The following is a 26,450-nucleotide window of genomic DNA, read 5'->3' as shown; positions in this document are numbered from 1 at the left end:
CTACAAGCTCAACGCCCGCAAGAACCCGAGATGGAAAGAGGAGGTGAAGGCGTCCGACGTCGAGTACCTTTATTGTGAGGCAACGAATCAGTCGCTCGAGTACCTTTTATTCTGAGGCATCACGGAGGTCGCCCGTCATCAGAGGGCGGCCGCGGCGACCTCCCGGATGCGGCGTAGAGCAGCCGAAGGGTCGGCGCTGCCGAAGACCGCGTTGCCCGCGACGAGAGAGCGGGCGCCCGCAGCTACGACCAGCGGCGCACTACGTTCGTCGATACCGCCGTCGACCTCGATGAGCGGAGACACGCGCGCTCGCTCGCACAGCCGCCGCACTTCCGCGATCCTCTCGACGGAGGATCCGATGAAGGCCTGCCCGCCGAATCCGGGCTCGACGCTCATCACGAGTATCAGGTCGAGGTCGCCCACCACCCTGGCGAGCGCCTCGACGGGGGTCGCAGGCTTGATCGAGACGCCCGCCTTCGCTCCGGCCGCGCGGATCGTCCGCACTAGGCCGGAAAGATCGCCGGAGGCCTCCGCGTGGACCGTCACCATATCGGCTCCCGCGTCGAGGTACCACGCCACGGTCCGGTCGGCGTCGTCGATCATCAGATGGACGTCGAGGGGCACGCGCGCCACGTCCTTCAGGGCGCGCACGACCGGCGGCCCGACCGTCAGATTCGGGACGAAGTGGCCGTCCATCACGTCGACGTGGATGAAGTCGGCGCCCGCGTCCTCCACGAGTGCCACGGCTTCGCCCAGGCGGGTGAAGTCCGCCGAGAGTATCGATGGTGACATGAAGATGGCCTCGGTCATCTCGCTCCCCTTCTGGACACTTCAGTCGTCGACGAGACCGAGCCCGTGGAGCTCGTCGCGTGCCTCTCTGCCCATCAGCGTCTTGCCGCCCTCGGAGGGAGAGAGCCCCTCGTAGAGGACGGAGCGGACCTGCTGGGTGATCGGAAGTTCCACCCCTGACCGCTTCCCGAGTTCGCCGACGGAGATGCACGAGAGGGCGCCCTCCGCGACCATGTGCGTGCGGTCGGTGAACTCTTCGACAGTGCCGCCTTGCGCGACCAGTTCGCCGAGAGCGCGGTTGCGCGAGTGACGCGAGGTGCACGTGGCGATCAGGTCGCCCATGCCCGCCAGACCCATGTACGTGAGCGGGTTCGCTCCCCGCGCGCGCCCTAGCCTGCTCATCTCGGCCAGGCCTCGCGTCATGAGGGTCGCCTTCGTGTTGTCGCCGTATCCGAGACCGTCGGACATCCCCGCAGCGACGGCGATCACGTTCTTGCTCGCCCCGCACAGCTCCACGCCGACGACGTCGGGATTCGTGTACACGCGGAAGGTGCGCGTCATGAACGCATCCTGGAACAGGCGGCCCACTGTCTCGTCATAGGCGGCGACCACGGTAGCCGAGGGGACGCCCTTGCCGACCTCCTCGGCGTGGTTCGGGCCGGAAAGACCCGCTAGGCGGCGGCGATCGCCGAGAACGTCCTCGAGGACCTCCGTCATGAGCATGAGCGTCTCGGCCTCGACGCCTTTCGAGAGGACCACCACCGGCGTCGTGGAAGGCAGGTGCGGCCGCATGGTCTCGGCCGTCGACCGCACTCCCGCGCTCGGAGTGACCATGACGACCGCCTCGCATCCCCGCAGCGCCTCTTCGATGTCTGTCGTGGCCGAGACGCGCTCGGGGAGGACGACGTCCTTCAGGTAGAGAGGGTTCCGGCGTCGCTCGGCGATCCCCTCGGCGATCTCCGGCTCGCGCGCCCAAAGGCCGACCTCGTGGCCCTTCCCGCCGAGCAGCCACGACACGGCAGTGCCCCACGAACCCGCACCGACGACCGCCACCCGCACGTCAGTCCCCTTCCCCCGCGCCCGAAGCGTTGCGACGTCCGCCGGGACGTCCGATACGTATCTTAGGCTCTTCGCCTCGGACGAGTCGTACGAGATTCGCGCGATGGCGCCAGACGACCAGCGGGACCCCCAGCAACGCGAAGACGAACAGCACCGGTCGATCCGGGTAGAGCACCCATATGGCGACGGGGAAACACAGGGCCGCGAGGATGGACGCGACCGAGACGATCCGGAACACCAGCACCAACACGGCGAAGACCGCGATGAGAAGGGGGAACGCCGCAGGCATCAGGACGAAGATCGCTCCGGCCGCGGTCGCGATGCCCTTGCCTCCACGAAGGCGGAAGTACGGCGAGTACATGTGGCCGGCCATCGCGGAGACACCCGCCGCGACCACGAGCAGGTCCGTCGCCCAGCGGCTCCAACCCGCCGCGAAACCGAGCGCGACGCCGGCGGCGGCGGCTCCTTTCGCGATGTCGAGCAGTGCGACCACGAGCGCAGGCTGCCAGCCGAGATTGCGCAGTACGTTCGTCGCGCCGGTGTTGCCTGACCCCATCGCGGTGATGTCCGCTCCGTAGCAGCGCCGCGCGATGACCACGCCGAACGGGACGCCGCCGACGAGATATCCCACCAGGATAGGGATGGCGATCCGCAGCGCCGTCGCCACCGCTACTCCTTGGACCTGAACTTCAGGATCACGGGCGTGCCCGCGAGGTCGAACCTCTCCCGAAGCCGGTTCTCGAGGAACCGGCGGTACCCGTCGTCGACCAGACGGGGATGGTTGGCGAAGAAGGTGAATCCGGGCGGTGCGTGGTGCGTCTGGGTCGCGTAGGCCAGGCGCAGCGTCGCCTTCCCCTTCGAGACCGTGTGACCGCCCGCGCGCAGGTCGGCCAGCAGGCGGTTGAGCGCGCCTGTGGCTGTGGTGCCGGTGTACGCGGCATAGCACGTGTCCACGGCGTCGAGCACCCGGTCGATGCCCGAGCCGGTCAGCGCGCTCACCCTCAGGAGCGGCGCGAAAGAGACGAACTGCAGCTTCTCCGCCGCATCGGCGACGAGGGTCTCCTTGCGTTCGGCATCCCCGGCTTCGTCCCACTTGTTCAAGAGCACCACCATCGCGCAACCTCGCTCCTCGGCGAAGCGGGCGACACGCTGGTCCTGATCGGTCACGCCGATCGTCGAGTCGACCATGAGGAGTACGACCGACGCGCGGTCGATCGCCTTCATCGCGCGAACGAACCCGAAGTACTCCACCGAGTCGTCTATCTTCGACGCGCGGCGAAGTCCTGCGGTGTCGACCAGGCGATACCGCACCCCATCGCGCTCGACGACGGTGTCGATAGCGTCGCGTGTCGTGCCCGCGACCTCCGAGACGATGGCACGCTCCACACCGCAGAGACGGTTGAGCAGGGAGGACTTGCCCGCGTTGGGGCGCCCGATGATCGCGACGCCGATCTCGCCAGGCTCCTCGACGTCGGGGATCTCGGGCAGAGCGGCGACGAGAGCGTCGAGCAGATCGCCGGTGCCGTGTCCGTGGAGCGAACTCACCGGCCACGGATCGCCGAGCCCAAGGGACCAGAACTCGTGGGCGGCGTCCTCGCGCCCCGGCGTGTCGAGCTTGTTGACGACGAGGAAGACGCGCTTCCCGCCGCGCTTGAGCATGCGAGCCACCTCGGCATCGCCGCCGAGAGGGCCGGTCGTGCCGTCGACGAGCAGGACGATCGCGTCCGCCTCCTCGGCGGCAGCCACGACCTGCTTCCTTATGTGGCCTGTGAACGCGTCCTCGGCGCCCGATTCGATGCCGCCCGTGTCCACGAGCATGAACGCGCGGCCGTTCCACTCGCTGCGGTGGTAGCTGCGGTCGCGCGTCACGCCGCGCGTCTCGTGGACGATGGCGTCCCGGGCCTCGGCGATGCGATTCACGAACGTCGACTTGCCGACGTTCGGACGTCCCACGACGGCGACGATCGGCAGAGCCACCGGTTCAGACCTTCCCATCAGTCGGCATGGAGTGTCCTCAGCGATGAGAGGAGCCCCGCGGCGTCGGCTCGAATGATGCGCACGTCCGCACCCGCGAGGCGGGGCAGATCGTCGGCGCTCACGTCGTCCAGCAAGAGCCCGTCGCAGTTTATCACGATGTCCGGGACGAGGTACGTGGCCGATGCGGACGCTTCGGCATCGCGGGAGACCGCCTGTGCGATGTCCCGGCCCGAGAGCAGACCGGCCACGGAGACGTTCCCGCCGAGAAGCGTGTTGCGGACCGCCAGGACGCGAACGTCGAGGCACGCCTCTTCGAGCACGCGGGTCAGGACGGGCGCGAACGACTCCCCCGTCACGAGCACGGCGGATGCCGTTCCGGGCACGCTCGCCGCCGCCTCCTCGAACTCGTCGAGGAAGGCCCTCACCATGCCGATCCCGTTCTCGTATTGGGGGAAGCCGTCGTACTCCTCGGCTGAGGGGACACGGCGGCCTGCGGCGAGATGGAGTTCGTCCGCGGCGTGTACCCAACGCCGACCCGTGGACTCGAGACGCGACTGCCGCCAAGGCGCGATGACGTCCAGCACGTCGCCGGACTCTCGCATGCCTGTGAACGAGCGGGTGATGCGGCTCTGGTGGCTCGTGAAGCCGACGGGCACGACGCCCACGGATGCGATGCCGTCGAGGTCGGAGAGCCAACGCAGCGTGTCGTCGAGGACGGCGCCATCGTTCTCGCCGGGGACGAGGACGATCTGCACGTGAGCGACGATGCCGTCCGCGGTCAGACGCGCGAGCGCCTCAAGGGCATGGTCCTCGACGGCAGGGCACACTAGGCGTGCGCGCACCTCGGGGTCGACGGCGTGGACCGAGACGTGCAGAGGGCTCAGACGCTGCTCTAGGATGCGCGCGATGTCGTCGTCGGTGACGTTGGTGAGCGTGACGAAGTTGCCGTCGAGGAACGAGAGCCGAAAGTCGTCGTCCCGCACGTAGAGTGATGGTCGCAACCCCGGCGGCAGCATCGAGACGAAACAGAACTCGCAGGCGTTCAGACACGTCCGCATCGGCTCGAAGAGCCGATCGTGGAAGGTAAGGCCGATCCGCTCACCCGGGTCCGGGTCCACGGTCGTGTGCCGCGTCGTTCCGTCGATCCCGGTCACGGCGACCTCGAACGGCGGCTCCGCGGTGAGCCACGCCCAGTCGATCACGTCCCGGACGGGCCGGCCGTCCACAGCCACGACGGTGTCTCCCGCGAGTATCCCCGCGCGTGCCGCCGCAGTGCGCCGGCGCACTGCGGCGACCCGGCCCCCGGTGACGTCAGTCCCGGTCATCGCCGCTGTCGAGCACCGATATCGCTTCGATGACGTCCGCCATCTGCTCGTGGGGCGTCGACGCGCCCGCGGTCACGCCTACCGTGGTGACGCCCGCGAACCATCCCGGCTCGAGTTCCTCGGACGTCTCGACGTGGTGGGTCCTCGGGTTCACACAGCGGCATATCTCGGCGAGACGCGTCGTGTTCCCCGAGTTGTGACCACCGACGACCACGATGGCGTCGACACGACGGGCGAGTTCCTCCGCTGCGCGCTGACGCTGCGCTGTCGCGCTACAGATCGTGTTGCAGACCTTCAACTCCGACACCCTCGGGAGCATCGCGGAGACGACCTCGTTCAACCTTGCCAGCGACTGCGTCGTCTGTACGACGACGCCGACCCTTCGCGATGGGAGCTCGTCGGGCAGGTCGTCGACGCTTTCCACGATCAATGCGGTCCCCCCGGCGTGCGCGAGGATCCCCTCGACCTCCGGATGGTCCGCCTCGCCGACGATCACGACCGCGTATCCCTGCTCGGTGAGGTCGGCGGCGCAACGGTGTGCGGCCGTCACGAAGGGACACGTGGCATCGACGACTCTGAGACCTTTTCGGGAGGCCGCCGAGATCGTGGCGGGATCGACGCCGTGCGAGCGGATGACCAGCGTCCCGCTCTCCACATCGTCCAGGGACGTCGCGACGTCCACACCCTGTTCCAGCAGAGCGCGTACGGCTTGAGGGTTGTGGATGAGAGGGCCGAGCGTCCGGACGGCACCTCCCGCGTGGGCGGCCTCACCTGCGAGCTTGAGTGCGCGCTCGACGCCGTAGCAGACACCCGCGTACTTCGCGACCTCAACTCGCACGATGCACGCTCCTTGCTTCCTCGACCTGTGCGGCGATGGCGTCCATGACCGTCGCTGTCAGTTCCGCCATGATCCCCCGCCTGTCACGTCCTTCGTATCCTTCGGAGATCAACGGCTCGCCGAACGCTATCGTGACGGGCGCTATCCGCGGCAGGCGCCTCCCGCGCGGCCACACCCTCTCGGTACCCACCAGTCCTACCGGCACGATCGGGACCCCGGCGCGCAGGGCCAGGAATGCGACACCGTCGTGCACGGTGCGTCCGTCCCCGCCGGCCCGTGTGCCCTCGGGGAAGATGCCCACGAGTACGCCGGCACGCAACGTGTCCGTCGCGACGGCGATCGCGGACCGGTCGGCCATGCCTCGCCGGACCGGAAAGGCACCGATCCGAGGCAGGAACCATGCGGAGATGGCGTTCCCCCAAAGCTCCGCCTTCGCCATGAAACGCACGGGCCGAGGCAGGCAGCACCATAGGAGGACGGGGTCCACATACGAGACGTGATTCCCGGCCAGGAGCGCACCTCCCTCGATCGGCACGCGATCGATACCGACGACGCGCACGCGGAAGACCGCGAGAAGCAGCGGCGCGACCGTCGCGCGCAAGAACCGCGCGAGGGCGCCCTCCATCAGGCCTCCCGAACGAGCGACGCGATGCGCTCGACCACCTGCTCGATGCTCAAGCCCGTCGTGTCGAGTATGACGGCGTCCTCCGCGACGGCGAGCGGGCTCGTCTCTCTCGCGCTGTCCGCCGCGTCCCGGGAATCGAGCCGCTCGCGAACGTCCGCTTCGTCGATCTCGTGGCCGGCGTCAGAGAGGTCGACCTGACGGCGTCGGGCCCTCTCCTCCGACGAAGCGGTGAGAAAGACCTTCACCGCCGCGTCCGGGAAGACCACCGTGCCGATGTCGCGGCCTTCGACGACCGTGTCGCTCGCGCCTGTCGCCGCGCGTTGCTGCGCCACCATCGCCGCGCGCACGAGCGGGATCCTAGCGACGGCGCTCACGGCGGCGTCCACCGCCGGGGCCCTGATGAGAGCGGTCACGTCCTCGCCGTCGGCGAAGACGCGCAAGGGGACCGGATCGCCTTCTTCGCCTTCGAAGCGGACGTCGACCGAGGCCGCGAGCGCCCCGAGCCGGTCAGCGTCGTCGAGAGGCACACCGCGACGCAGCGCGACGTGGGAAGCCGCACGGTACATCGCGCCGGTGTCGAGATACGCGAACCCGAGGCGGCGAGCAAGGGCACGCGCGACCGTGGACTTGCCGGATGCCGCGGGTCCGTCGATTGCGACGATCATGCTCGAGACTCCGCTCGTCTTGGGGTCGTCAAGATGGCGTGATGATACCACGCTCGACTCGCCGCTCTCACGGTCGCATGAGCGAGGAGACGTCCCGCATGAAGTCAGGGTACGAGACGTCCACGGCGTCGAAACGCGCGATGGCGACCGGCGCGAGAGCGACGAGCGCGGCCACCGCCCACGACATAGCCAGACGATGGTCCCCGAGGCTGTCGAGCCTGCCTCCGGTGAGTCTCGCCGGACCGTCTACCTCGAGCCAATCGGGACCGCTGCGGGCATCCGCGCCCAGCGAGCGAAGGCCGGCGGCGACTGCCGCCAAGCGGTCCGACTCCTTGACGCGCAGCTCGCTCACGCCCTCGAAACGCGTGGTACCGCGAGCGGCGGTCGCCACGACCGCAAGGATGGGGACCTCGTCCACAAGGCTCGGAACCTCCTCGGCGCTCACGACCGTGGCGCGCAGCGCGCCTCCATGCTCCGCGGTGACGGTGCCCACGGGCTCCCCCGCCATCACCTGTTCCGTGGACATGGACACTTTCGCGCCCATCCGCCTGAGGACCTCGAACGCGCCCGTCCTCGTGGGGTTCAGACATACGTAGCGGACGACGACCGTGCTGCGCGGGACGAGAAGTCCGGCGGCTACCAGGAACGCCGCCGAGGACGGGTCGCCGGGGACGTCCACGTCGCACGCGATCGGAACGCACGGCCCGTCGACCCACGCGGAACATGCGGCCTCGTCCGTCCCGACCTCCACCCCGAACGCGGGCAGCAGCCTCTCCGTGTGGTCGCGGCTCGTCATGGGCTCGCTGACGACGGTCCTCCCACAGGCGCGCAATCCCGCAAGGAGCACGGCAGACTTGACCTGCGCGCTCGCGATGTCGGAGACGAACGCCATGGGCCGCAATCCCCCGCCGCGCACCGTCACCGGGAGCATGCCGCCGCCCCGCGACTCGAACCGAGCACCCATGTGCGAGAGCGGATCCGTCACCCGCGCCATCGGACGCTTCGACAGCGATTCGTCGCCGACGAGGGTCGCCTCGACGTCCCATCCGGCGAGCACCCCCATGAGCAGTCTCGCGGTCGTCCCGCTGTTGCCGCAATCGATAGGCGCCGTGGGAGAAGTGGGTCCGCGGTCGCCCCATCCATCCACATAGACGTCGAGCCCGCCGCTCCCCGAGTCGCGGACCGCGATCCCGGCGCCGAGCGCCGCGACCGCGGAGAGCGTCGAGCGCACGTCGGCGCTGTCGAGCACTCCGGTGATGTGCGAACGGCCCTCGGCGAGCGCCGCGAACAGCACCGCGCGATGCGACAGCGACTTGTCTCCCGGAACGACGACCGCGCCGCGAAGAGGGCCGGTGGCGGAGCCTATGGTGCGGTCCGACGGGGTCACCCTCGAAGCCTCCGCATCCGTGGAGCGAAACCGTCCGCCTCGAGCGATGCCATGAGTCCCTCACGGTCGCCCTCTTCGGTCAGGAGCAACCTCAGCAGCGCCGTGTCCTCGGACTGATGATCGATCTCGATATCCTCGATGTTACACCCCGCCCTGCCGACCGCAGTCGTCACGGCGCTCACCATACCCGGACGGTCGGTGATCGGGATGACGAGTTCGCTCAAGGCATCCGCGTCGGCGACCCATCGCGCCGGAAGCGAGCGGCGGACCTCCGCTGCCTGCTCGAGGAAGGCGCGCAGCGCGCCCGCGTCCCCGGAGCGCACGGACGTCGCGAACGACAGCAGCTCCTCCGCGAGTTCCTCGGCACCTGAGGCGACGGCGTTCGCGTTGTCGAGGCAGATGCCCGTCCACAGGTCGGGACTGCCCGCGGCGATCCGTGTCGTGTCCTTGAACCCGCCGGCCGCCAGCCGCAGTATCTCCGCGTTCTCGCCGGCATGCCGATTCGCAAGCTGCACGAGGGCAGCGGCCGCGACGTGCGGGATGTGACTCACGACCGCCACCGCCTCGTCGTGGATCGCCGCGTCGATCGAGATGACCCGGGCGCCCAGCGAGACGGCGAACCGGTGGATCTTCCGGTATGCCTCCATGTCGGTGTCCTCGGTCGGCGTGAGGACGTAGTACGCGCCCGAGAACAGGTCGGGGTCGGCAGCCGCGATGCCACTGAGCTCCGAGCCGGCCATCGGGTGACCGCCGACGAAGGAGTATCCCCCTCCCGCGTATCGGCGTGCCGTCTCGACGATCGCGCCCTTCGTGGACGCGACATCGGTGACGACGCCTTGGTATCCGGCGTCCGCGAGCCGCTCCAGCCACGCTACTACGCCGCGCGCCGGCGTCGCGAGCACCACGAGATCGGTGGCGTCGCTCCCGAACCAACCTTCACCGAGAGCCTGGTCCGGCGACAGCGCCTCGTCCACGATCCCGTGCTCCATGGCGAACGAGCACGTCTCCTGGTCGACGTCGACACCGCGCACGAGCGGCGGCTCTCCGGATCGTTTCGCGGCCGCGGCAAGGGAGCCACCCACGAGCCCGATGCCGACGACGGTGAGCGAGCGGAAACTCACGCCAGGCCCCAATGCTTCTCCTCGAGCGCGGCGATGGGATCCAGCGCTCGCATCAACGCCTCGAAAGAGCGGACGTCCAGTGACTGCGGCCCATCGCAACGGGCATGTTCGGGGTCCGGGTGGACCTCGACCATGACGCCGTCCGCTCCGGCGACCAGTGCCGCGCGGCACATGGGCGCGACGAGGTCCCGCCTGCCGGTGGCGTGTGACGGGTCGACGATGATGGGCAGATGAGTGAGGGTCTTGAGAGCGGCGACGGCCGCAAGATCGAGCGTGTTGCGCGTGTACGTCTCGAACGTGCGGATGCCGCGCTCGCACAGGATGACGTCCCGGTTCCCGCCCTTGAGGACGTACTCCGCGGCCGAGAGCACCTCCTCGATCGTCGCCGAGAGCCCACGCTTGAGCAGCACTGGCCGGCCGATCGTGCCCAGTTCCTCGAGGAGCATGAAGTTCTGCATGTTGCGCGCTCCGACCTGCAACACGTCCGCCCATTCGGCGACCGTGTCCGAGTCGCGCACGTCCAAGACCTCCGTCACGACGGGCAGACCGACCTCGTCGCCCGCAGCCCGAAGGATACGCAGCCCATCGAGGCCCATCCCCTGGAAGGCGTAAGGGCTCGTCCGTGGCTTGTACGCTCCGCCGCGCAGCATCGTCCCGCCCGCCGCTCTGACGCCACGCGCCGCCGCGAGCATCTGCTCCTCGGACTCGATCGAGCAGGGTCCCGCGATCACCGCGAGGGCTCCTCCGCCAACCGACGAGCCTCTCACGCTCACGACCGTGTCCTCCGGCTGGAAATCCCGGCCGACGAGCTTGTAGGGCTTGAGGACCCGCACGACCTCTTCGACACCGGGCAGGCCTTCGAGCTCGAGGTTGTAGATGATCTCGCGCTCGCCGATGACCCCGATGATCGTCTTGACGTCGCCGCGGGACAGGTGAGCCTCGGCGCCCGCCTCTCTCAAGCGCTCGACGACGTGGTCTATCTCGAGCGTCGTGGCATGGTCACGCATCACGACGAGCATGTCGTTCGCACCTCCACAGGTCCATCGATCCAAGGGTCACGGAGCGCGGGCCGCACCCGACTCCTGGTCAGACGGTGCCGAGCCGCGCGACGATCGCCTCGAATGCCTCACACGTCGCGTCGGTGTCCTCCTGCGTGCCGACCCCCACCCTGAGAGCGGAGATCGCCGGGAAACCGCGCACGATGACGCCTTCCTCGAGCAGCGCCTCGAACACTTCGACCGGCCGCGGGGTCTTCACCCAGACGAAGTTCGCTTCGGAGCGGACGTACGCCACGCCGAGCCGGTCGAAGCACGCGTACAGGTACGTCTTCTGCTCCTGGTTCTCGGCGCGCCGGCGCCGTACCTCGGCATCGGCGTCGAGCGAGTGATACGCCCCGATCTGCGCCACCGAGTTCACGTTGAACGGCTCCCGAAGAGCCTCGACGGCGACGCGCAGCGGCTCCGGCACCACGGCATATCCTACTCGCGAACCCGCCAGCGAGTAGATCTTCGAGAAGGTCCTCGTGACGACGAGAGGGCGTTCTCCGTCGAGATACTCGAGTGCGTCCGGGTACTCGGGATCGGTGACGAACTCGAAGTACGCCTCGTCCACGACGACCAGCACGTGCGACGGTATCGCCTTCATGAACCGGTCGAACGTGTCGCGCCGGTAGATGGTGCCCGTCGGGTTGTTCGGGTTGCAGAGGAAGAGTAGACGGGTGCGGTCCGTCACTGCCGCGAGCATCGCATCGAGGTCGTGGGCGTCGCCCCCGTCGAGCGGGACTCGGACCCCTATGGCGCCTAGCTGCGCGGTGACCATCGGGTACACCACGAAGGACGGCCACGCGAAGACGACCTCGTCGCCGGGGCGGATCACCGCTTGCGCGATCAGGCGCAACAACTCGTTCGACCCGTTGCCGATGAGGAGTCGGCCTTCGTCCTGCGCCAGGTGCGTCGAAAGGCGCCTCTTCAGCGCTCGACATGCCCCGTCCGGGTATCGGTTGAGGTAAGGGAGGACGGCTCTCATGCCCGCGATGGCCTCGGGAACGGGACCGGCGGGATGTTCGTTGCTCGAGAGTTTGCGGATGATCTCGCGGCCGCTGCGCTCCCTGACCTCGCTCGCCCGAAGACCCGGGGCGTAAGGCGTCAGCCCCGTCAGATCCTCTCGGATGATCGTCTCCCAGGACACGCGTCCTCCACCCGCTCGCCCACCGCCGGCTCCCGGCGCGGGGTTGGGGTGGATTGTCGCGCCACCGGCGTCGGAAGGCAAGCGGCGGCGCCTGGTCAGGCCTGGTCGGTCTGCCACGGACACAGAACGGGACGCAGACCGAAGGTCTCGAGAGTACCCGTCGGACCGTGCAACGTCAGCGTCGCCACGGACGCCGGAGGGACCGCGAATCCCCATGCGGCCTGGTGCGGCAGTCCCAGCCAAAACGTCAGTAGCGCGCGCACGACGCCTCCGTGCGTGACGACGGCGACCCTGCCTCCGGCATGCGCGACGACCGCCGATGCGCGGGCGACCCGGGCCGCGAAGTCGTCCCACGTCTCTCCCCCGGGGGCGATCTCGCCCGTGCCCGGACCGCCCAGGTGGTCCATCTCGATCCCGGCGCGTTCCGTCTCCCGGTAGGTCAGCCCTTCCGCCGCACCGAAATCGATCTCGCGCAGGTCGTCCAGGGCCGTCACGACCGATCCCGACAGAGACGCGGCCTGAAGCGCCCGGCGCTGCGGGCTTGCGAGCACGGCGTCCGGGCCCCAGGAACGCAGACAGTCCCCCAGCGCCGCCGCCTGGACGGCGCCCGCCGAGGTGTACGGCGAGTCTCCTCGTCCGACGAAACGCCGCTGTGAATTGGCTTCCGTCTCCGGGTGCCTGGCCAGCAGCACCCTTACGGTCCTTTCAGCGTCGGCCTTGGTCATCCGAGCACCGCGACTACGACGAGCACGACGGTCTCGGTGAGCAGGACGCTGGCGCCCAGGACGTCTCCTGTCACCCCGCCGAACCGTCTCGCCAGCAGGTGCGGGAGGACCGGGGCCGCGAGCGCGCCCGCTGTGGGAGCGAGCCACCCGCCACCGGCGGCCGCGTACACGAACGCGCAGGCGGCGAGCGTGACGCACGTCACGAGCACGTCCACCGCGCGGGGTCGTCCGAGCACCGAGGCTCCGAGCCCGGAGGGCCTCGCCGGGGTCCCGAGCCACGCCCCGAAGGTCGCGGCGAGCCTCCCGAGAACGGGAGCGGCGATGAGCACGGCGAGTCTCCCGGACGCGATAGCCTCGCTCGCAGCTGCGACCTGCACGATCGCAACGAGGGCGACCGCCGTCGCTCCGAAGGCGCCCGTGTGGCTGTCCGCCATGACCTCGAGCCGTCGGGACGGATCGGAAGACGCCCATGCCCCGTCGGCCACGTCGGCCAGGCCGTCCCAATGCAGGAACCTCGTGAGCAAGCACCACGAAGCGACGACGAGAGCGGCGACGGTCAGGGGCGCACCGTGCGGCAGGGAGCCGAGCCGCGAGACGGCCTGCAGCCCGACCGCGAGAGTCCATCCGCACGCACCGAGGAAGAGTCCGACGAGTGGGAACCATGCGGCGGGCTTCACGACCAGCTTCTCCGTCATCCGGGTGGGAACGGGCACGACGGTGAGCAGACCGAGAGCGGCGGCCAGGTCGCGCACGTCAGTCCTCTCTCGTACTCACGCCGGCCTCGCCGAACGTCGCCATGCCGCTCATGACCCGACACGCCGCCTCCACGATCGACATCGCCAGGGCGGCGCCGCTCCCCTCTCCGAGGCGCATGTCGAGATCGAAGACGGGTTCGAGACCGAGCGCCTCGAGCACGACCCGATGACCCGGCTCGGCCGAGCGGTGTGAGGGAAGCACGTATCCCGCACACGCGGGACACATCCTCACGGCCACGAGCGTCGCCGCGCCGGAGATGAACCCGTCGCTGATGACACACACACCCGCGGCCGCTCCACCGACGATGACGCCCGCGAGACCGGCGATCTCCAAGCCTCCTACGCTCGCGACCACACCGAGGGGATCGCTCGCGTCGGGCGCGTTGACGGCGAGCGCGCGACGCACCGCGTCGGTCTTGCGCGCGACGCCGTCGGCGCCGAGCCCGGTCCCGGGACCTACGACGTCCTCCGGTCGGGCGCCGGTCAGCGCGGAAGTCACCGCCGCCGCCGCGGTCGTGTTCCCGATGCCCATCTCACCCGTCGCGATCAGGCGCACACCTTCGGCGGCGAGTTCGCGAGCGATGTCCACTCCGGCCATGAAGGCCCGCGAAGCTTCCTCGCGGGTCATCGCCGGTCCCTCGGTCATGTCCTTCGTCCCCCAGGCGATCTTGACGTCGCGGACGCCGGGCACGTTCGAGACGTCCGCCGCCACGCCGACGTCGACGAGCACGAGCCGCGCACCCGCGTGCGAGGCGAGCTGGGATATCGCAGCGCCCCCGGTGGCGAAGTTCGCGACCATCTGGGCCGTGACCGACTGCGGGTACGCGGCGACGCCCTGCGCCACCACACCGTGATCGCCCGCCATGAGCACGACGGCCTTGGTGGAGACGTCGGGCCGCACGTCGCGCTGGATCACGGCGACGCGCGCGGCGAGTTCCTCGAGCCTGCCGAGGCTGCGCGGCGGCTTCGTGAGCGAGTCCAGTCGCTCCCACGCCAGCCGCTCGAAGTCCCCGTCCACCGCCTCGACGGCGCGCACGGCCTCGAGCACGGCCATCTCCCACTCGGTCGGATTCACGTCGATTCCTCGGGCGAGGCGCTCGGCCACGCCGGTTCAGCGGGCAACGCCCGCAGGTCCACACATCTCCCGGCGACGACGAGGTACGCGGCGTCGGCGGCATCCACGAGTCTGCGGTTCGCCCGACCGAGGACGTCTCGGAAGAGCCGAGCCGAGGGGTGAACGGGCACGATGCCCGAACCGACCTCGTTCGTGACCACGACGGTGTCCTCGACTCGCGCGACCAGCGCTTCGACGAGAGCATCGACGGCGTCGGCGGCGTCTCGTTCGTACCGCCCGTCGGCGAAGACGTCCGCACCGAGCGGGATCCGTGCGTCTTGACCGACCGCGAGAGCTTCCATCAGCGACGAGACCATCGTGCCGAGACACTCGACCACGAGACAGCATCCGGTCGGCAAGGCGGCGCCGAACGCGACGACGTCGTCGATCTCGAGCGTCTCGAACCGCCCCGGACGATCGGCGAGGTGCCTCTCCACCCGGCGGACCATCTCCGGATCGTCGAGCACGCGCCCTCCCACAGCCACGACCACGCGACCGGTAGAAGCGGCGGCGAGGCATTCCGCGGCGGCCGACTTGCCGCACCGCGCTCCGCCGGTGAGGACGACGAGGCTCATTCCGGCCTCCGGGAAGGGTCCGTCGCCGCGCGGAGACCGGCCACCTCGTCATCGGAGAGCGGCCTCGATGCGCCTTCCGTGAGACTCCCGAGGGCGATCGGACCGTACGCCACGCGGCAGAGTTCGCGCACGGGATGGCCCACATGCGAGAACATCCTACGCACCTGGCGCTTCCTTCCCTCGGCGATCACGATCTCGACGTCCGAGCGGCCCTCGCCCGACGAGACGAGCCTCACCCTCGCCGGAGCGGTCACTCCGTCGTCGAGTACGATCCCGCGCTGCAACGATCCTAGGTCGTCAGCGTCGGGAACGCCGTCGACGACGGCGCGATACGTCTTCTCGACGTGGAAGCGCGGATGCATGAGCCGGTGAGCCAACTCCCCGTCGTCCGTGAGCAGCAGCAGACCCGTCGTCTCGAGGTCGAGCCTCCCTACCGGGAACAGCCGCGCCGAGGACTCGGGCAGCAGGTCGGCCACGGTCGGACGCCCATGGGGGTCGTCGAGGGTGGTGACGTACCCCGGCGGCTTGTTGAGCAAGAGATAGCTGCGCGCCACGGGCTCGACGACTAGGACGCCGTCGACGCGCACGTCGTCCTCTCCCGGAGCGATGCGGGTTCCCGGCTCGCTCACCACGACCCCGTTGACCGAGACCCTTCCGGCGAAGATCAGCGACTCGGCGCTCCGGCGCGACGCGACGCCCGCGGCCGCGAGGTGCTTCTGCAGCCGCACGCCACGCTCCTCGGCGGGAGGCTCAGTCGACCTCGGCGATGTCGTCATCGGGAAGCGACGGCCCTTCCAGTGCCTCGAGTCGGTCCCTTATCGACTGCTCGGTCTCCGAATCCGGCGAGAACTCCTCGAGCGGCGGAAGCTCCGACAGGTCCTTCAGGCCGAACTTCTCCAGGAATGCCCGCGTCGTGCCGTAGAGGACGGCGTTCCCGGCGTCGCGATCGCGTCCCACCTCGCGCACGAGGCCCTTCTCCACAAGGGACGCGACGACACCCTCGCTGTTGACGCCGCGCACGGCGTTCACACCCTGCCGGGTCACGGGCTGCCGGTAGGCGACGATCGACAGAGCTTCGAGAGCGGCTTGAGACAGGCGCCTCGTGTCCCAGGAGAGGACGTAGCGTTCGACGGCGTCGTGGTGCGCCGGATGCGAGTACAGACGCCACCCGCCCGCGACCTCTCTCAGCTGGAAGCCCCGGTCCTGAGTGGAATAGTCCTCAGCCAGCTCCGTCAGCTCGGCCCCTACCTCAGCCTCGTCGACCTCGAGCACCTCGGCGAGGCGCGCGACGGTCACGGGCTCGTCCGACACGAAGAGCAGCGCCTCGATCGGCCCTCGCAGTCCGCCGCTCACGCCGCACCCGCCACGTCGCAGGCGACGACCTCGATGTCGCCGAACTCTTCATCCTGGCGAAGACCCGCGCTCCCGCGCTTGTACAACTCGAGGACCGCGAGGAACGTGACCACAAGCACCTCCGGGCGCGGATCGGATGCGAGGAGTTCGCTGAAGAGCACCTTGCGACGCTCCGCGATACTGCGGGCGATACGCTCGACGTGTTCCTCCAGGCTGATGGGCATCGACGCCACGTGCTCGGCCTGAAGCAGGAAGACCTCGCGGCGCCTCAGCAGCTCCTCGCACGTGAGGGCCAACTGGCGCAGGCTGACGCCTTCGAGGTAGTCGGGCATCAGCCGAAGGAACGGCTCCTCGATCCCGGCGGCCCGCGGGTGCATGTGCGACTCCGCCTCGTGGCGCGCGGCCAGCTCCGCCGCTGCGTTCTTGAAACTCTTGTACGCCAGCAGACGCGCGACCAGCAGCTCGCGCGCGTCCTCAGGCGAGATGTCCTCGAAGTCCCCTTCCCAAGGCTCGTCCGAGGGGAGCATGCTGTGCGCCTTGATCTCCAACAGCGTCGCGGCGACGAGCAGGAAATCGCTCGCCACGTCGAGGTCGAGGGTGGTCATGCGCCCGATGTGCTCGAGGTACTCGTCGGCGATCGCGGCGACGGAGACCTCGCGCACGTCCACCTTCTGGCGGCCGACGAGATGCAGGAGCAGGTCGAAAGGCCCCTCGAAGACCTCTGTGCTCACACGATACGACACGCGTCTACCCCTCGCCGTCGATGCGCACGAGACGGCGACAGGCGCCGACGACCTCGCTGCCCACCGCCCTCGCGCGTCGCGCTCCGTCCTCCAGCACGTCCCACGCGAGGTTCGGCTGCGAGGCGAGCTGTGCCCTGCGCTGCCTGAAGGACGACAGGTAGCCGTTGAGGTCGTCCCCCAGCACGCGCTTGTGCTCCACGCACCCGACGCCGGCGCACCGGCAGCGCGCGTCGAAGTCCGCCACGACCGCGGGATCTCCGACGAGCTTGTGGATCTGCTGCAACGGACACACGTCCGGGTCCCCGGGGTCCGACTTCAGCTTGCGTGCGGGGTCCGTCACCATGCCGGCGACCTTCTTCGCGCTCTCCTCGGGCGTATCGGAGAGGAAGATCGCGTTCCCGTAGCTCTTCGACATCTTCCGGCCGTCGGTGCCGGGCACTCTCGCTCCCTCGCGTTCGATCAGCGAGGCGGGCTCGCGAAGGTACTCCCCGTATGTCGTGTTGAACCTCCGGACGATCTCCCGCGTGAGCTCTACGTGGGGCAGCTGGTCCTCGCCGACGGGAACGACGTCCGCCAACACGATCGCGATGTCGGCCGCCTGCAACACTGGGTAGAGGAAGAAGCCCGCGTTGCCGAGGTCCTTGTCGGTGATCTGCTCGCGCTGCTCCTTGTAGGAGGGGACGCGCTCGAGCCACCCCATGGGGGTCAGCATCTCGAAATAGAGGGTGAGCTCGGCCACCTCGGGCACGTCCGACTGGCGGTAGATGGTACACCGCTCGGGGTCGAGACCGGCCGCGAGCCAGTCGAGCACCATCTCCTCGCTGTACGAGCGCACCATGGTGGTGTCCGCCCAGTCGGACGTGAGCGCGTGCCAGTCGGCGATGAAGTAGTACGCATCGTAGTCGTGCTGCAGGCGCAGCATGTTCTGCAGGTTGCCGAACCAGTGACCCAGGTGCAGCTTGCCGGTGGGACGGTACCCCGTCAGTGCTCGCTTCTTCGTCATGCTGGGCGCGCTCTCCTCGGTCCCGCGGTCGATGCTCGGGCGTATTCTACCGCATGCCCGCCGTCAGACCCCGGACAGTAGGCGCAGCAGAGGATCGACGGTCACGGACAGGTAGGCTTCGATAGGGCTGAAACCCAGCAAGCGCGGTGCGAGCCAGATGAAAGCGAAGACGATCAGGATGCCGTACCTCTCCATCCGGTGGTAGGAACGCATGGCGCGGTCCGACAGGAAGACGGGCAGCACGCGCGAGCCGTCGAGCGGGGGGACCGGTATCAGGTTGAAGAACATCAGTACGAGGTTGACCATGGCGAACTGGTACGCGACGAGCGGGACGATCGCCGCCGCGCCGGGCATCCAGACGGTCGTGCGCACCACGACGCCTGCGACGGTCGCGAGCGCGAGGTTCGTCACCGGCCCCGCCAGTCCGGTGATCAGCATGCCCTTCCGATAGTCGCGGAAGTAGCGCGGATCGATCGGTACGGGCTTGGCGTATCCGATCACGGGAAGGCCCATGAACGCGAGGAGGAGCGGCAGCAGCACCGTCCCGAACGGGTCGATGTGGCGCAACGGGTTGAGCGAGAGCCTCCCCGAGGTCTTCGCCGTCGGATCCCCCAGGCGCCATGCTGCCCAACCGTGCGCGACCTCGTGGAAGACGATCGCGGGGATGACCAGGACGAAGAGCAGCCCGCGTTCGAGCAACAGCGACAAGGGGAGCTCCTTTAAGAAGAAGGTGTCGGCACCATCCCCGCCCGAAGGGCGAGGCGGCGGAGGTTCGCGAGCTCGTCCTCGCGTCCGACCGCACGCGAGTCGAGGCGGTCGTCGAGGGCTCGCTCAAGGATAGCGGAGAAAGCGGAGGAAGGCTCGAAGCCCATCTCGATGAGGTCTCGTCCGCTCACCGCCGGCCGCACGCCTGCCAGCTCCATCACGAACCTCTCGATGCGTCCCTTGGAGGTCTCGTCCCCCGTGCCCCAGATGAAGGGCAGCGTCTCGCCCGGGAGCCCGGCCAGCATCGTGTACAGACGGCTGTCCCGCATCCCGCGCCGGTCGCGCAACGCGCGCATCACCGCTCGACCGCGTCCCACCGCCGCAAGCGCCGGCTCGGCGTACTCGCGGCCGAAATGCAGCCGGCGCAACCATCGCTCGCACTCCGCGTGCCCCGCCGCGGTGCCCGCGAGCGCCGCGATGAGCGCCACGCGGCGGCGCGGCACGCGCGCAAGGACCCCGGAGAGCACGTCGAATCCCTCGACCGCTCCCTCGACCGCTGCGAGCGTCCGTGTGATGTCCGCTCCCTCGGGAAGCACCCGCGCGAGCGCGCCGAACTCGTCGAGCCGCCGCAGCGCGGCGACGACGGACGTCTCGTCGATGATGTCGAGGATCTCCTCGCGCAGTCTGGCCCCGCCGACCTCGTCGAGCATCCCCATCCCGATGGCCTCGCGCGCGAGCTGCTCGGTCGAGGGGTCCGTCCGGAAGCCGAAGCGGGCCTCGAAACGCGCGGCGCGCAGGACGCGCGTGGGGTCCTCCACGAACGACAGCGAGTGGAGCGCCCTGAGCGCGCCTCTCTCGAGGTCCTTGAGGCCCGCGAAGGGGTCGGCGATAGCCCCGAACAACTCCGGGTCGATGCAGGCCGCCATCGCATTGATCGAGAAGTCGCGTCGCAGCAGATCCTGCCGAAGCGAGGAGCGCTCGACTGTGGGCAGCGCCCCCGGACGCGTGTAGTACTCGGTGCGTGCGCTCGTCACGTCCAGATGGAGCGTCCGGCTCGCGACGAGCACGGCCGTCCCGAACCGGCGGTGCACCTTGACGCGATAGCCGAACTCCTCCGCGGCTGCGAGTGCGAAAGCGACACCGTCACCCTCGACCACGACGTCGACATCGAGGTTCTCGCGCCCGAGCAGCATGTCGCGGACGAATCCGCCCACCACGTGCGCGCGAAGTCCCCGCTCCTGCGCGAAGCGACCGAGGCGCTCTATCGCCTCGCGGTGTTCGGCGGGCAGGACCGTCCTGACCGACGCGAGGAACCGCTGGGACGCCTCGGAGCGGACCCGCGGGATACCGCGATCGAGATACGCGTCTCCGTGCTCCGCGCGCAGCACGTCCTTCCGTGTCACGATCCCGAGCATCTCGTCGCCTTCGACCACCGGCACACGTCCGATGCCCGCGCGGGCCAGGAGCCTCTCGAGTTCGGTCATCCCGACGCCGGGCCCGACGGTGATCACGTCGCGTGCCATGAATCCTTTCACGGGAGCGTGAGCGAGCCCGTGCCGGGTCGCCTTGTCCACGTCCTTCCGCGTCACCAGGCCCACGACGGCACCGCGAGCGTCCACCACCGGAAGGCCTCCATGACCCCAGCGCTGCATCAGCTCGGCGGCCCGCCGCATGGTCGTGCCGGGCCTGACGGTCCGCACCGGCCGCGACGCGATGTCTCCCGCGGTGAGCGGGGCTCGCACGGTCCTCTCGAGAGCGACGCGCAGACGCCTGAGGACGGCGTCGACGTCGTCCCCCCGGATCGCGGCCGAAGCGGCCTGGGCGTGCCCTCCCCCGCCGATCTCGGCGAGGACCGCCCCGACATCCACCTCGGCGACACGGCTGCGCGCCACGACCTGGATCCGGTCGCCCATCCTGACGACCGCGAGGACCACGCGATGGCCTAGATCCTCGCAGAGATGGTGCGTCACCACCCCCGCGGAGTCGACGTACGTGTCGAGAAAGGCTCGCCCGACCGCGACCGGTCTGCCGTTCACGTCCCAGATCTCCAGGGACGCGCTCAGCTGCTCCATCAGATCCCGCTGCTCGGCGTCGAGCGACCTGCTGAGGAACCGGTCGACTACCTCGAGGTCCGCCCCGCATGCGAGCAGGAACGCCGCCGCGTCCGCATCGTGGGCGGTGGTCGTCGGGTAGGTGAAGGAGCCCGTGTCCTCGTGGATGCCGAGGAGCATCACTGTGGCGTCGAAAGGCGTGATCGCCACCCCGCGCAGGCGTATCTCGCGCACGAGGATCGTGGTCGTCGCGCCGACGTCCATCGACCGGTCCTCGCCACGCGTGACATCGCCGAACCCGCGCGGATGGTGGTCGTAGACGACGAGGTCGACTCTAGGGTCGAGGGCGATCGGCCCGATCTCGCCGATGCGCGACGGGTCGCGGGTGTCGACCATCACAAGACCGTCGACCTCCGCGGGGTCGAGCGTCTTCAGGTCGACGAAGTCGAACAGGTCCTCGTGTAGGTTGTGGAACTGTCGCACGTTGGTGTTCTGCGATCCCAGGAACACCGCCTTCGCGCCCGGGTAGAGACGTGTCGCGGCGATCGTCGCCGCGTAGGCGTCGAAGTCCGGGTTCGCGTGGCCGACGACGAGGCGCACGCTGGGTTCACACGTCCTGGAAGAGGGGCCCGCGGGGCGTGAGGGCCTCAGATATCTGCACCGCCGAGAGGAAACGGCCGACACCGTCCTCGATCGCCGCTTCCGACGACGCATACACCGTGGCTAGAGCGTCACCCGCCGCGATCTCGTCACCCGTCTTCGCATGCAGCCGGATCCCCGCTCCGCGGTCGATGGGTCCGTCCTTCACGGTCCGGCCGGCGCCGAGCGCGAGAGCGGCGCGGCCCACGCCTTCCGCATCGAATCCGGAGACGGATCCCCCGGACGGCGCGACCACCATGCGCTCCAGCGGCGAAAGCGGCAGCAGGCTCGTGTCGTCGGCGACCCCAGGGTCGCCTCCCTGCGCCCCGACCCAGCGCTCGAACCGCTCCAGGGCGTCTCCGTCACCCAGCGCCTTGGCGGCCAGCACGCGTCCCGCGTCCACATCCCGCGCGCCGCCGGCCATCGCGACCATGCGCGCCGCGAGCTCGACGCACAGCGTCGTGAGGTCCGCAGGGCCTTCACCCCGAAGCGTCGCGATGGCCTCGCGTACCTCGAGAGCGTTCCCCACGCACATCCCGAGGGGCTGGTCCATGTCGGAGAGCACGCAGCGGACGCGCCTTCCGAGCGCTTCGCCGACGCGCTTGAGCTCGCGCGCGAGCGTGCGACCGTCCTCCTCCGTCTTCATGAAGGCGCCCGAGCCGACCTTGACGTCGAGCAGGATGGCGCGAGCGCCTCCCGCGACCTTCTTCGAGATGATCGAACCCACGATGAGCGGTACGGAAGGCACCGTCGCAGTCACGTCGCGCAATGCGTAGAGCATCTTGTCCGCCGGGTCCACGTCGTCGAGCTGCGCGATCACGGCGCATCCCACCTCCGCGACCTGCCGCGCGAACGCGTCGGGCTCGAGGACCACCGAGAATCCCGGGATCGACTCGAGCTTGTCCAGGGTCCCGCCCGTGTGCCCGAGACCCCTGCCGCTCATCTTCGCGACGGGAACGCCGCACGCGGCAACGAGCGGCGCCAGTACGATCGTCGTCTTATCGCCGACGCCGCCGGTGGAGTGCTTGTCGACCGGCGTGCCCGGGACCGACCCGAGGTCGATCGTCCTTCCCGACCTCGCCATGGCGTCCGTCAGCCATACGGTCTCGTCGGCGTCGAGACCGCGCAGGTACGCGGCCATGAGCCAGGCAGCCATCTGGTAGTCGGGCATCTCGCCGCCGACGAACCCGTGCACGAGACGCTCTATCTCCTCGACCGCGTGCTTGCGGCCGTCGCGCTTGACCTCGATGAGTTCCTCGAAGGTGAGCATCCTAGGCTCCCGAGACCGCATCCAGGAAGGACGTCCCTCGCCCGCAAGCGCCGGCGAGGCCGTAGAAGTCGAGGACCGTCTCACCGATGTCCGCGAAAGTGGCGCGTGTACCGAGATCGACGCCCCGGTCGACGCCCTTGACCTTCGCTATGAGCGGCGTGTGCTCCCTGCTGTGATCTGTCGACGCCGTCGTCGGATCGCAACCGTGGTCCGCCGTCACAACGAGCAGGTCCCCGTCGACCATGGCGTCGAGAAGCTCCGGCATCCTGGCGTCCACAGCCTCGAGACCGCGGGCGTAGCCCTCCACGTCGTTGCGATGGCCCCAGACCATGTCGAAGTCGACGAGGTTGGCGAAGACGAATCCGGGATCGGGGCCGCTCACACGCGAGAGCAGACGGTCGAACCCGTCCATGTTGTCGGTGACGTGCGGCGATTCGCACACGCCGCGCCACGCGAAGATCTCCCCTATCTTCCCCACGCCGTACGTCATCACGCCCGCGTCGAAGAGACGGTCGAGCACCGTCGGCTCGAAGGGCTCGATGGCGAAATCGCGACGCCGATGTGTGCGCACGTACTCCCCCGTCTCGTCGGGGCCGACGAAGGGTCGCGCTATGACACGTCCGAGGGCGTGCTCTCCCACGCAGACCTTGCGCCGCGAGATGTCGCAGACCCGGTAGAGTCCCTCGACCGGGATGACCCCTTCGTGCGCCGCGATCTGGAAGACGCTGTCGGCGCTCGTGTAGACGATCGGCTTCCCCGTCGCCACATGCGCGTCCCCCAGCTCCTGGATGATCGCGGTGCCGCTCGCGGGGCGATTGCCGAGCCAACCGAGACCGGTCTCGCGCTCGAACGCTTCCATCATCCCGGGCGGGAACCCGTCGGGATACGTCGGGAACGGGCGCCGCAGCACGACGCCCATCATCTCCCAGTGTCCCGTCGTCGTGTCCTTGCCGGCGCTCGCCTCGGCGTTGCGTCCGAACGAGGCGGTCGGCGCGAGGTTCGGAGGTACGCCGGAGATATCCGTGACGTTCCCCAGTCCCATCCCGCCGAGGTTCGGCATTCGGAGACCTCCGACCGCGCGCGCCGTGTTCCCCAGCGTGTTCGACCCTTCGTCTCCATAGGCGGCGGCGTCCGGAAGGGCTCCGCAGCCTACGCTGTCGAGCACGAGCACGACGGCTCTGGGCGCGCGTGACGATCCCACCTCACCGATCCGCTCGCGCGTGTAGTCCACTCCGCACACCCCCAGACGCGATCGGCCACCTGGAACGTCGCGATCACACGTCGCGCCGGACTCGCGACAGTACCGGCTGAATAGCCAAGAGGAACAGGACGGTCGCCGTGACGTCCATGTTGAAGATACCTCCGTAGGGCGTCTTTCTCGCGGCCAGACCGATCGGAAGGACGATGGGGTCCGACAGCCGGACGACGAGAGAGCCGAGCGGACCCGCTGCCATCGCCCCGAAGAAGTCGACGACAAGACGCGCCGTGAGGAGAACGGCGCACAGGACGGCGATATCCGTGGCCACGGTGAGCAGGGTTCTCACGAAACGCCCAGGCAAGGTGCCTCCTTCGCGAGCGCAGACATGCGCGCGGTGGAGCCGATGCTACCAGAAGGGGCGAAGCGTCGTGGAGAGCGCGGATCTCAGCGGATGGAGTCGGAGATTATCCGCCCGATCATCTTCACAGCCACATCATGCGAAGCGAACCCGCTCGACTCGAGGACGGCACGGGCTTCCGCGACCCGGTCCCCGCGCGTCTCGGGCATCGATTCGAGAGCCGACTTGACCCGCTCGACCAACTCCGGCGTCACACCGGAGTCCGCGGCGCGCCCTGGATCCCCAGGGCTCGCGACGCGTGGCGACTGGAGATACTCGAGTGCGAGTCGCACTTGTTCGTCAGAGATGATCATGCGCTCTGTATCGGAAGGACGGGCGAGTGACTTTACCCGCCATCCGTTCCGGCCCCGAGAAAAGGGGGAGCCCCAAGGCCGGCACCTTGAGGCTCAGGGGTAAGGGGGTTGCTTTCGCAACTCTCTATGTGCATAGTATCCCCACCCAAAGTGCAGTTCAAGCATCTTTGTGAAAATTCTCTCATGCAATCGTTCGGCCCGCGATCACCCGAGACCGAAGATCCTGTATAGAAGGTTCAAGCCAGACACTAGCGGGAGCGCCCCGACCGCCGCGACCGCGACCGCGAGCACGATCACTCCCGCGCTCGCCGTCGAGAGCCCGCCCGACTCGCCGACCAACGCGTCGCGACCCTCCAGGTACATGGCCCGCAAGACCGCCCCGTAGTAGCCGAATGAGACCACCGAGCCGATAAGGCCGACGAGCGCGAGCCACCAAGCGCCGGCGCTGACGGCCCCGCCGAACACCGCGAGCTTTCCCCAGAACCCCGCCAGCGGGGGCATCCCGATCAGAGAGAACATGCATACGGCGATAGCCGCCGCTAGGATCGGTCGGCGCCGTCCGAGACCGGCCAGCCCGGCGATCGAGCCGTCCCACCCCGCGTCGCGCTCCCGCACGGCGGAGTCCGCCAGGAAGGCCCCGGCGGTGGCGAGAGCGTAGGTGACCGCGAAGACGGTGGCGTTGCCCGCCGCGGCAGGGCCGGCAGCCGGACCGACCAAAGCGTATCCGACCTGCGCGATCCCCGAGTACGCGAGCATCCTCGCGTAGGACCGCTGACGCAATGCGCCGAGGTTGCCCACGACGATGGAAGCGACGCAGAGGACCGCGATCACCACCGCAAGGCGGCCGGACGCGACCCCGGAGAACCCGGTGCGGCTGAAGAGCACCACGAGAGCGGTCAACGCCGCGATCTTCGGGCCCGTCGCCAGGACCGCGGCCGCAGGCGCCGGCGCGGCTTCGTAGGCGTCGGGCGCCCACGAATGGAACGGCACGGCGCCCGCCTTGAACGCGAGGGTCGCCAACACCAGCACGCCCGAGGTGGCCGCGGCGGCGAGGAGCGTCGTCCGGCTCAATGCCTCAGCGATCGTGCCGTATCCGGTCGAAGGGCCGGCCAGGCCGACCGCGGCGGCCAGGCCGTAGACCGCAAGGCCGCTAGCCACGGCTCCCTGGACGACGTATTTCAGCGCGGCCTCGCCGGATCCGCGGTCGCCCCGCGACACGACGAGCGCATATCCCGCCAGCGCCGCGATCTCCAGCCCAGCGAGAGTCAGCAGCAGGTCCACCGAGGACAGAGCGAGGGCCGATCCCGCGATGACCGCCGGGACGAGGGCGGCGATCCCCCGCGCCTCGGCATCGGGTGTCGCGCCGAGACCTGCCAGCGCGATGGCTGCGATGATCGCTATCGCCCCTGCCAATCCCGAGAACGGGCCGCCGGCAAGGACCACCCGCGCCACCACCGTCACAGTAGAGAACGCGCCGACGATCCCGAGTACGCCGGCGACAGCCAGGACCGCAGCCCCGACCAGGGCAGCCGTTCGCTCGTGACCCGCCCCGTCTATGGCAAGGGCGAGAAGGAACGCGAGGAGCGCGCCGGTGAACGGGGCCGTGGCGATCAGGATCGGCATCGTGCTGCCCAC

Annotated in this window: 27 protein-coding genes; all 27 read right to left on the bottom strand. The window is 69.1% G+C overall.

What is annotated here, in order from left to right:
* Positions 1-138: 138 nt before the first annotated feature.
* The 27 genes from rpe to WC971_09635 all read right to left on the bottom strand — a co-directional run bounded on the left by rpe (position 139) and on the right by WC971_09635 (position 26,450).
* Positions 139-810, bottom strand: a complete 672-nt coding sequence (gene rpe / locus WC971_09765; GenBank protein ID MFA5845100.1) for a ribulose-phosphate 3-epimerase — start codon at positions 808-810, stop codon at positions 139-141.
* A gap of 21 nt (positions 811-831) precedes the next feature.
* Positions 832-1,848, bottom strand: a complete 1,017-nt coding sequence (locus tag WC971_09760) for an NAD(P)H-dependent glycerol-3-phosphate dehydrogenase (protein MFA5845099.1) — start codon at positions 1,846-1,848, stop codon at positions 832-834.
* Between the two features lies 1 nt (position 1,849).
* On the bottom strand, positions 1,850-2,515 hold the full coding sequence (gene plsY / locus WC971_09755) for a glycerol-3-phosphate 1-O-acyltransferase PlsY (protein ID MFA5845098.1): 666 nt from the start codon (positions 2,513-2,515) through the stop codon (positions 1,850-1,852).
* A 2-nt stretch (positions 2,516-2,517) separates the two neighbouring features.
* Positions 2,518-3,825: a ribosome biogenesis GTPase Der gene (gene der / locus WC971_09750; GenBank protein MFA5845097.1), complete on the bottom strand. Its 1,308-nt coding sequence runs from the start codon at positions 3,823-3,825 to the stop codon at positions 2,518-2,520.
* Positions 3,826-3,842: 17 nt separating this feature from the next.
* Complete coding sequence (locus WC971_09745; GenBank protein ID MFA5845096.1) at positions 3,843-5,150, bottom strand: DUF512 domain-containing protein; 1,308 nt, start codon at positions 5,148-5,150, stop codon at positions 3,843-3,845.
* Positions 5,137-5,988, bottom strand: coding sequence for a 4-hydroxy-3-methylbut-2-enyl diphosphate reductase (gene ispH, locus WC971_09740; protein ID MFA5845095.1), 852 nt, complete (start codon positions 5,986-5,988; stop codon positions 5,137-5,139). The genes WC971_09745 and ispH overlap by 14 nt, the downstream gene beginning before the upstream one ends.
* Positions 5,978-6,613, bottom strand: coding sequence for a lysophospholipid acyltransferase family protein (locus WC971_09735; GenBank protein ID MFA5845094.1), 636 nt, complete (start codon positions 6,611-6,613; stop codon positions 5,978-5,980). Before WC971_09735 ends, ispH begins: the two co-directional genes overlap by 11 nt.
* Positions 6,613-7,278, bottom strand: coding sequence for a (d)CMP kinase (cmk, locus tag WC971_09730; protein MFA5845093.1), 666 nt, complete (start codon positions 7,276-7,278; stop codon positions 6,613-6,615). Before cmk ends, WC971_09735 begins: the two co-directional genes overlap by 1 nt.
* Positions 7,279-7,345: 67 nt before the next feature.
* A complete protein-coding gene (gene aroA / locus WC971_09725; protein MFA5845092.1) occupies positions 7,346-8,665 on the bottom strand; it encodes a 3-phosphoshikimate 1-carboxyvinyltransferase in 1,320 nt (439 codons plus the stop codon).
* Entirely contained in the window at positions 8,662-9,786 is a 1,125-nt protein-coding gene (locus tag WC971_09720) for a prephenate dehydrogenase (protein MFA5845091.1), read from the bottom strand. Before WC971_09720 ends, aroA begins: the two co-directional genes overlap by 4 nt.
* Positions 9,783-10,793: a 3-deoxy-7-phosphoheptulonate synthase gene (gene aroF / locus WC971_09715; GenBank protein MFA5845090.1), complete on the bottom strand. Its 1,011-nt coding sequence runs from the start codon at positions 10,791-10,793 to the stop codon at positions 9,783-9,785. The genes WC971_09720 and aroF overlap by 4 nt, the downstream gene beginning before the upstream one ends.
* 79 nt (positions 10,794-10,872) lie before the next feature.
* Positions 10,873-11,973: a histidinol-phosphate transaminase gene (gene hisC, locus WC971_09710; GenBank protein ID MFA5845089.1), complete on the bottom strand. Its 1,101-nt coding sequence runs from the start codon at positions 11,971-11,973 to the stop codon at positions 10,873-10,875.
* 95 nt (positions 11,974-12,068) lie between these two features.
* Positions 12,069-12,665 carry a histidine phosphatase family protein gene (locus WC971_09705; GenBank protein MFA5845088.1) on the bottom strand — a complete coding sequence of 199 codons (597 nt, stop codon included), beginning with the start codon at positions 12,663-12,665 and terminating at the stop codon, positions 12,069-12,071.
* Between the two features lie 29 nt (positions 12,666-12,694).
* The gene (gene cobS, locus WC971_09700) at positions 12,695-13,450 is read right to left on the bottom strand and encodes an adenosylcobinamide-GDP ribazoletransferase (GenBank protein MFA5845087.1); all 756 of its coding nucleotides are present in this window, start codon (positions 13,448-13,450) and stop codon (positions 12,695-12,697) included.
* Position 13,451: 1 nt separating this feature from the next.
* Positions 13,452-14,528, bottom strand: coding sequence for a nicotinate-nucleotide--dimethylbenzimidazole phosphoribosyltransferase (cobT, locus tag WC971_09695; protein ID MFA5845086.1), 1,077 nt, complete (start codon positions 14,526-14,528; stop codon positions 13,452-13,454).
* Positions 14,525-15,142 carry a bifunctional adenosylcobinamide kinase/adenosylcobinamide-phosphate guanylyltransferase gene (locus tag WC971_09690; GenBank protein MFA5845085.1) on the bottom strand — a complete coding sequence of 206 codons (618 nt, stop codon included), beginning with the start codon at positions 15,140-15,142 and terminating at the stop codon, positions 14,525-14,527. The genes cobT and WC971_09690 overlap by 4 nt, the downstream gene beginning before the upstream one ends.
* Positions 15,139-15,870 (bottom strand): pseudouridine synthase, encoded by a 732-nt coding sequence (locus WC971_09685; GenBank protein MFA5845084.1) that lies wholly within the window; start codon positions 15,868-15,870, stop codon positions 15,139-15,141. Before WC971_09685 ends, WC971_09690 begins: the two co-directional genes overlap by 4 nt.
* Positions 15,871-15,892: 22 nt before the next feature.
* Positions 15,893-16,495, bottom strand: coding sequence for an SMC-Scp complex subunit ScpB (gene scpB, locus WC971_09680; GenBank protein MFA5845083.1), 603 nt, complete (start codon positions 16,493-16,495; stop codon positions 15,893-15,895).
* Positions 16,492-17,238, bottom strand: coding sequence for a segregation/condensation protein A (locus tag WC971_09675; GenBank protein ID MFA5845082.1), 747 nt, complete (start codon positions 17,236-17,238; stop codon positions 16,492-16,494). Before WC971_09675 ends, scpB begins: the two co-directional genes overlap by 4 nt.
* Positions 17,239-17,242: 4 nt before the next feature.
* On the bottom strand, positions 17,243-18,241 hold the full coding sequence (trpS, locus tag WC971_09670; GenBank protein ID MFA5845081.1) for a tryptophan--tRNA ligase: 999 nt from the start codon (positions 18,239-18,241) through the stop codon (positions 17,243-17,245).
* 63 nt (positions 18,242-18,304) lie between these two features.
* Complete coding sequence (locus tag WC971_09665) at positions 18,305-18,949, bottom strand: site-2 protease family protein (protein MFA5845080.1); 645 nt, start codon at positions 18,947-18,949, stop codon at positions 18,305-18,307.
* Positions 18,950-18,960: 11 nt separating this feature from the next.
* Positions 18,961-21,597 (bottom strand): CBS domain-containing protein, encoded by a 2,637-nt coding sequence (locus WC971_09660; GenBank protein MFA5845079.1) that lies wholly within the window; start codon positions 21,595-21,597, stop codon positions 18,961-18,963.
* A 7-nt stretch (positions 21,598-21,604) separates the two neighbouring features.
* A complete protein-coding gene (locus WC971_09655; GenBank protein ID MFA5845078.1) occupies positions 21,605-22,906 on the bottom strand; it encodes a thymidine phosphorylase in 1,302 nt (433 codons plus the stop codon).
* 1 nt (position 22,907) lies between these two features.
* On the bottom strand, positions 22,908-24,137 hold the full coding sequence (locus WC971_09650) for a phosphopentomutase (GenBank protein ID MFA5845077.1): 1,230 nt from the start codon (positions 24,135-24,137) through the stop codon (positions 22,908-22,910).
* Positions 24,138-24,180: 43 nt separating this feature from the next.
* On the bottom strand, positions 24,181-24,465 hold the full coding sequence (locus WC971_09645) for a hypothetical protein (protein ID MFA5845076.1): 285 nt from the start codon (positions 24,463-24,465) through the stop codon (positions 24,181-24,183).
* An 83-nt stretch (positions 24,466-24,548) separates the two neighbouring features.
* Positions 24,549-24,815, bottom strand: coding sequence for a hypothetical protein (locus tag WC971_09640; protein ID MFA5845075.1), 267 nt, complete (start codon positions 24,813-24,815; stop codon positions 24,549-24,551).
* A 204-nt stretch (positions 24,816-25,019) separates the two neighbouring features.
* Positions 25,020-26,450, bottom strand: a complete 1,431-nt coding sequence (locus WC971_09635) for a proton-conducting transporter membrane subunit (protein ID MFA5845074.1) — start codon at positions 26,448-26,450, stop codon at positions 25,020-25,022.

This window comes from Coriobacteriia bacterium, assembly GCA_041658765.1.
Lineage (GTDB): Bacteria > Actinomycetota > Coriobacteriia > Anaerosomatales > JBAZZO01 > JBAZZO01.
Note: the sequence above shows the minus strand (reverse complement) of the source record. Positions and strands in the feature narration are given on the sequence as shown.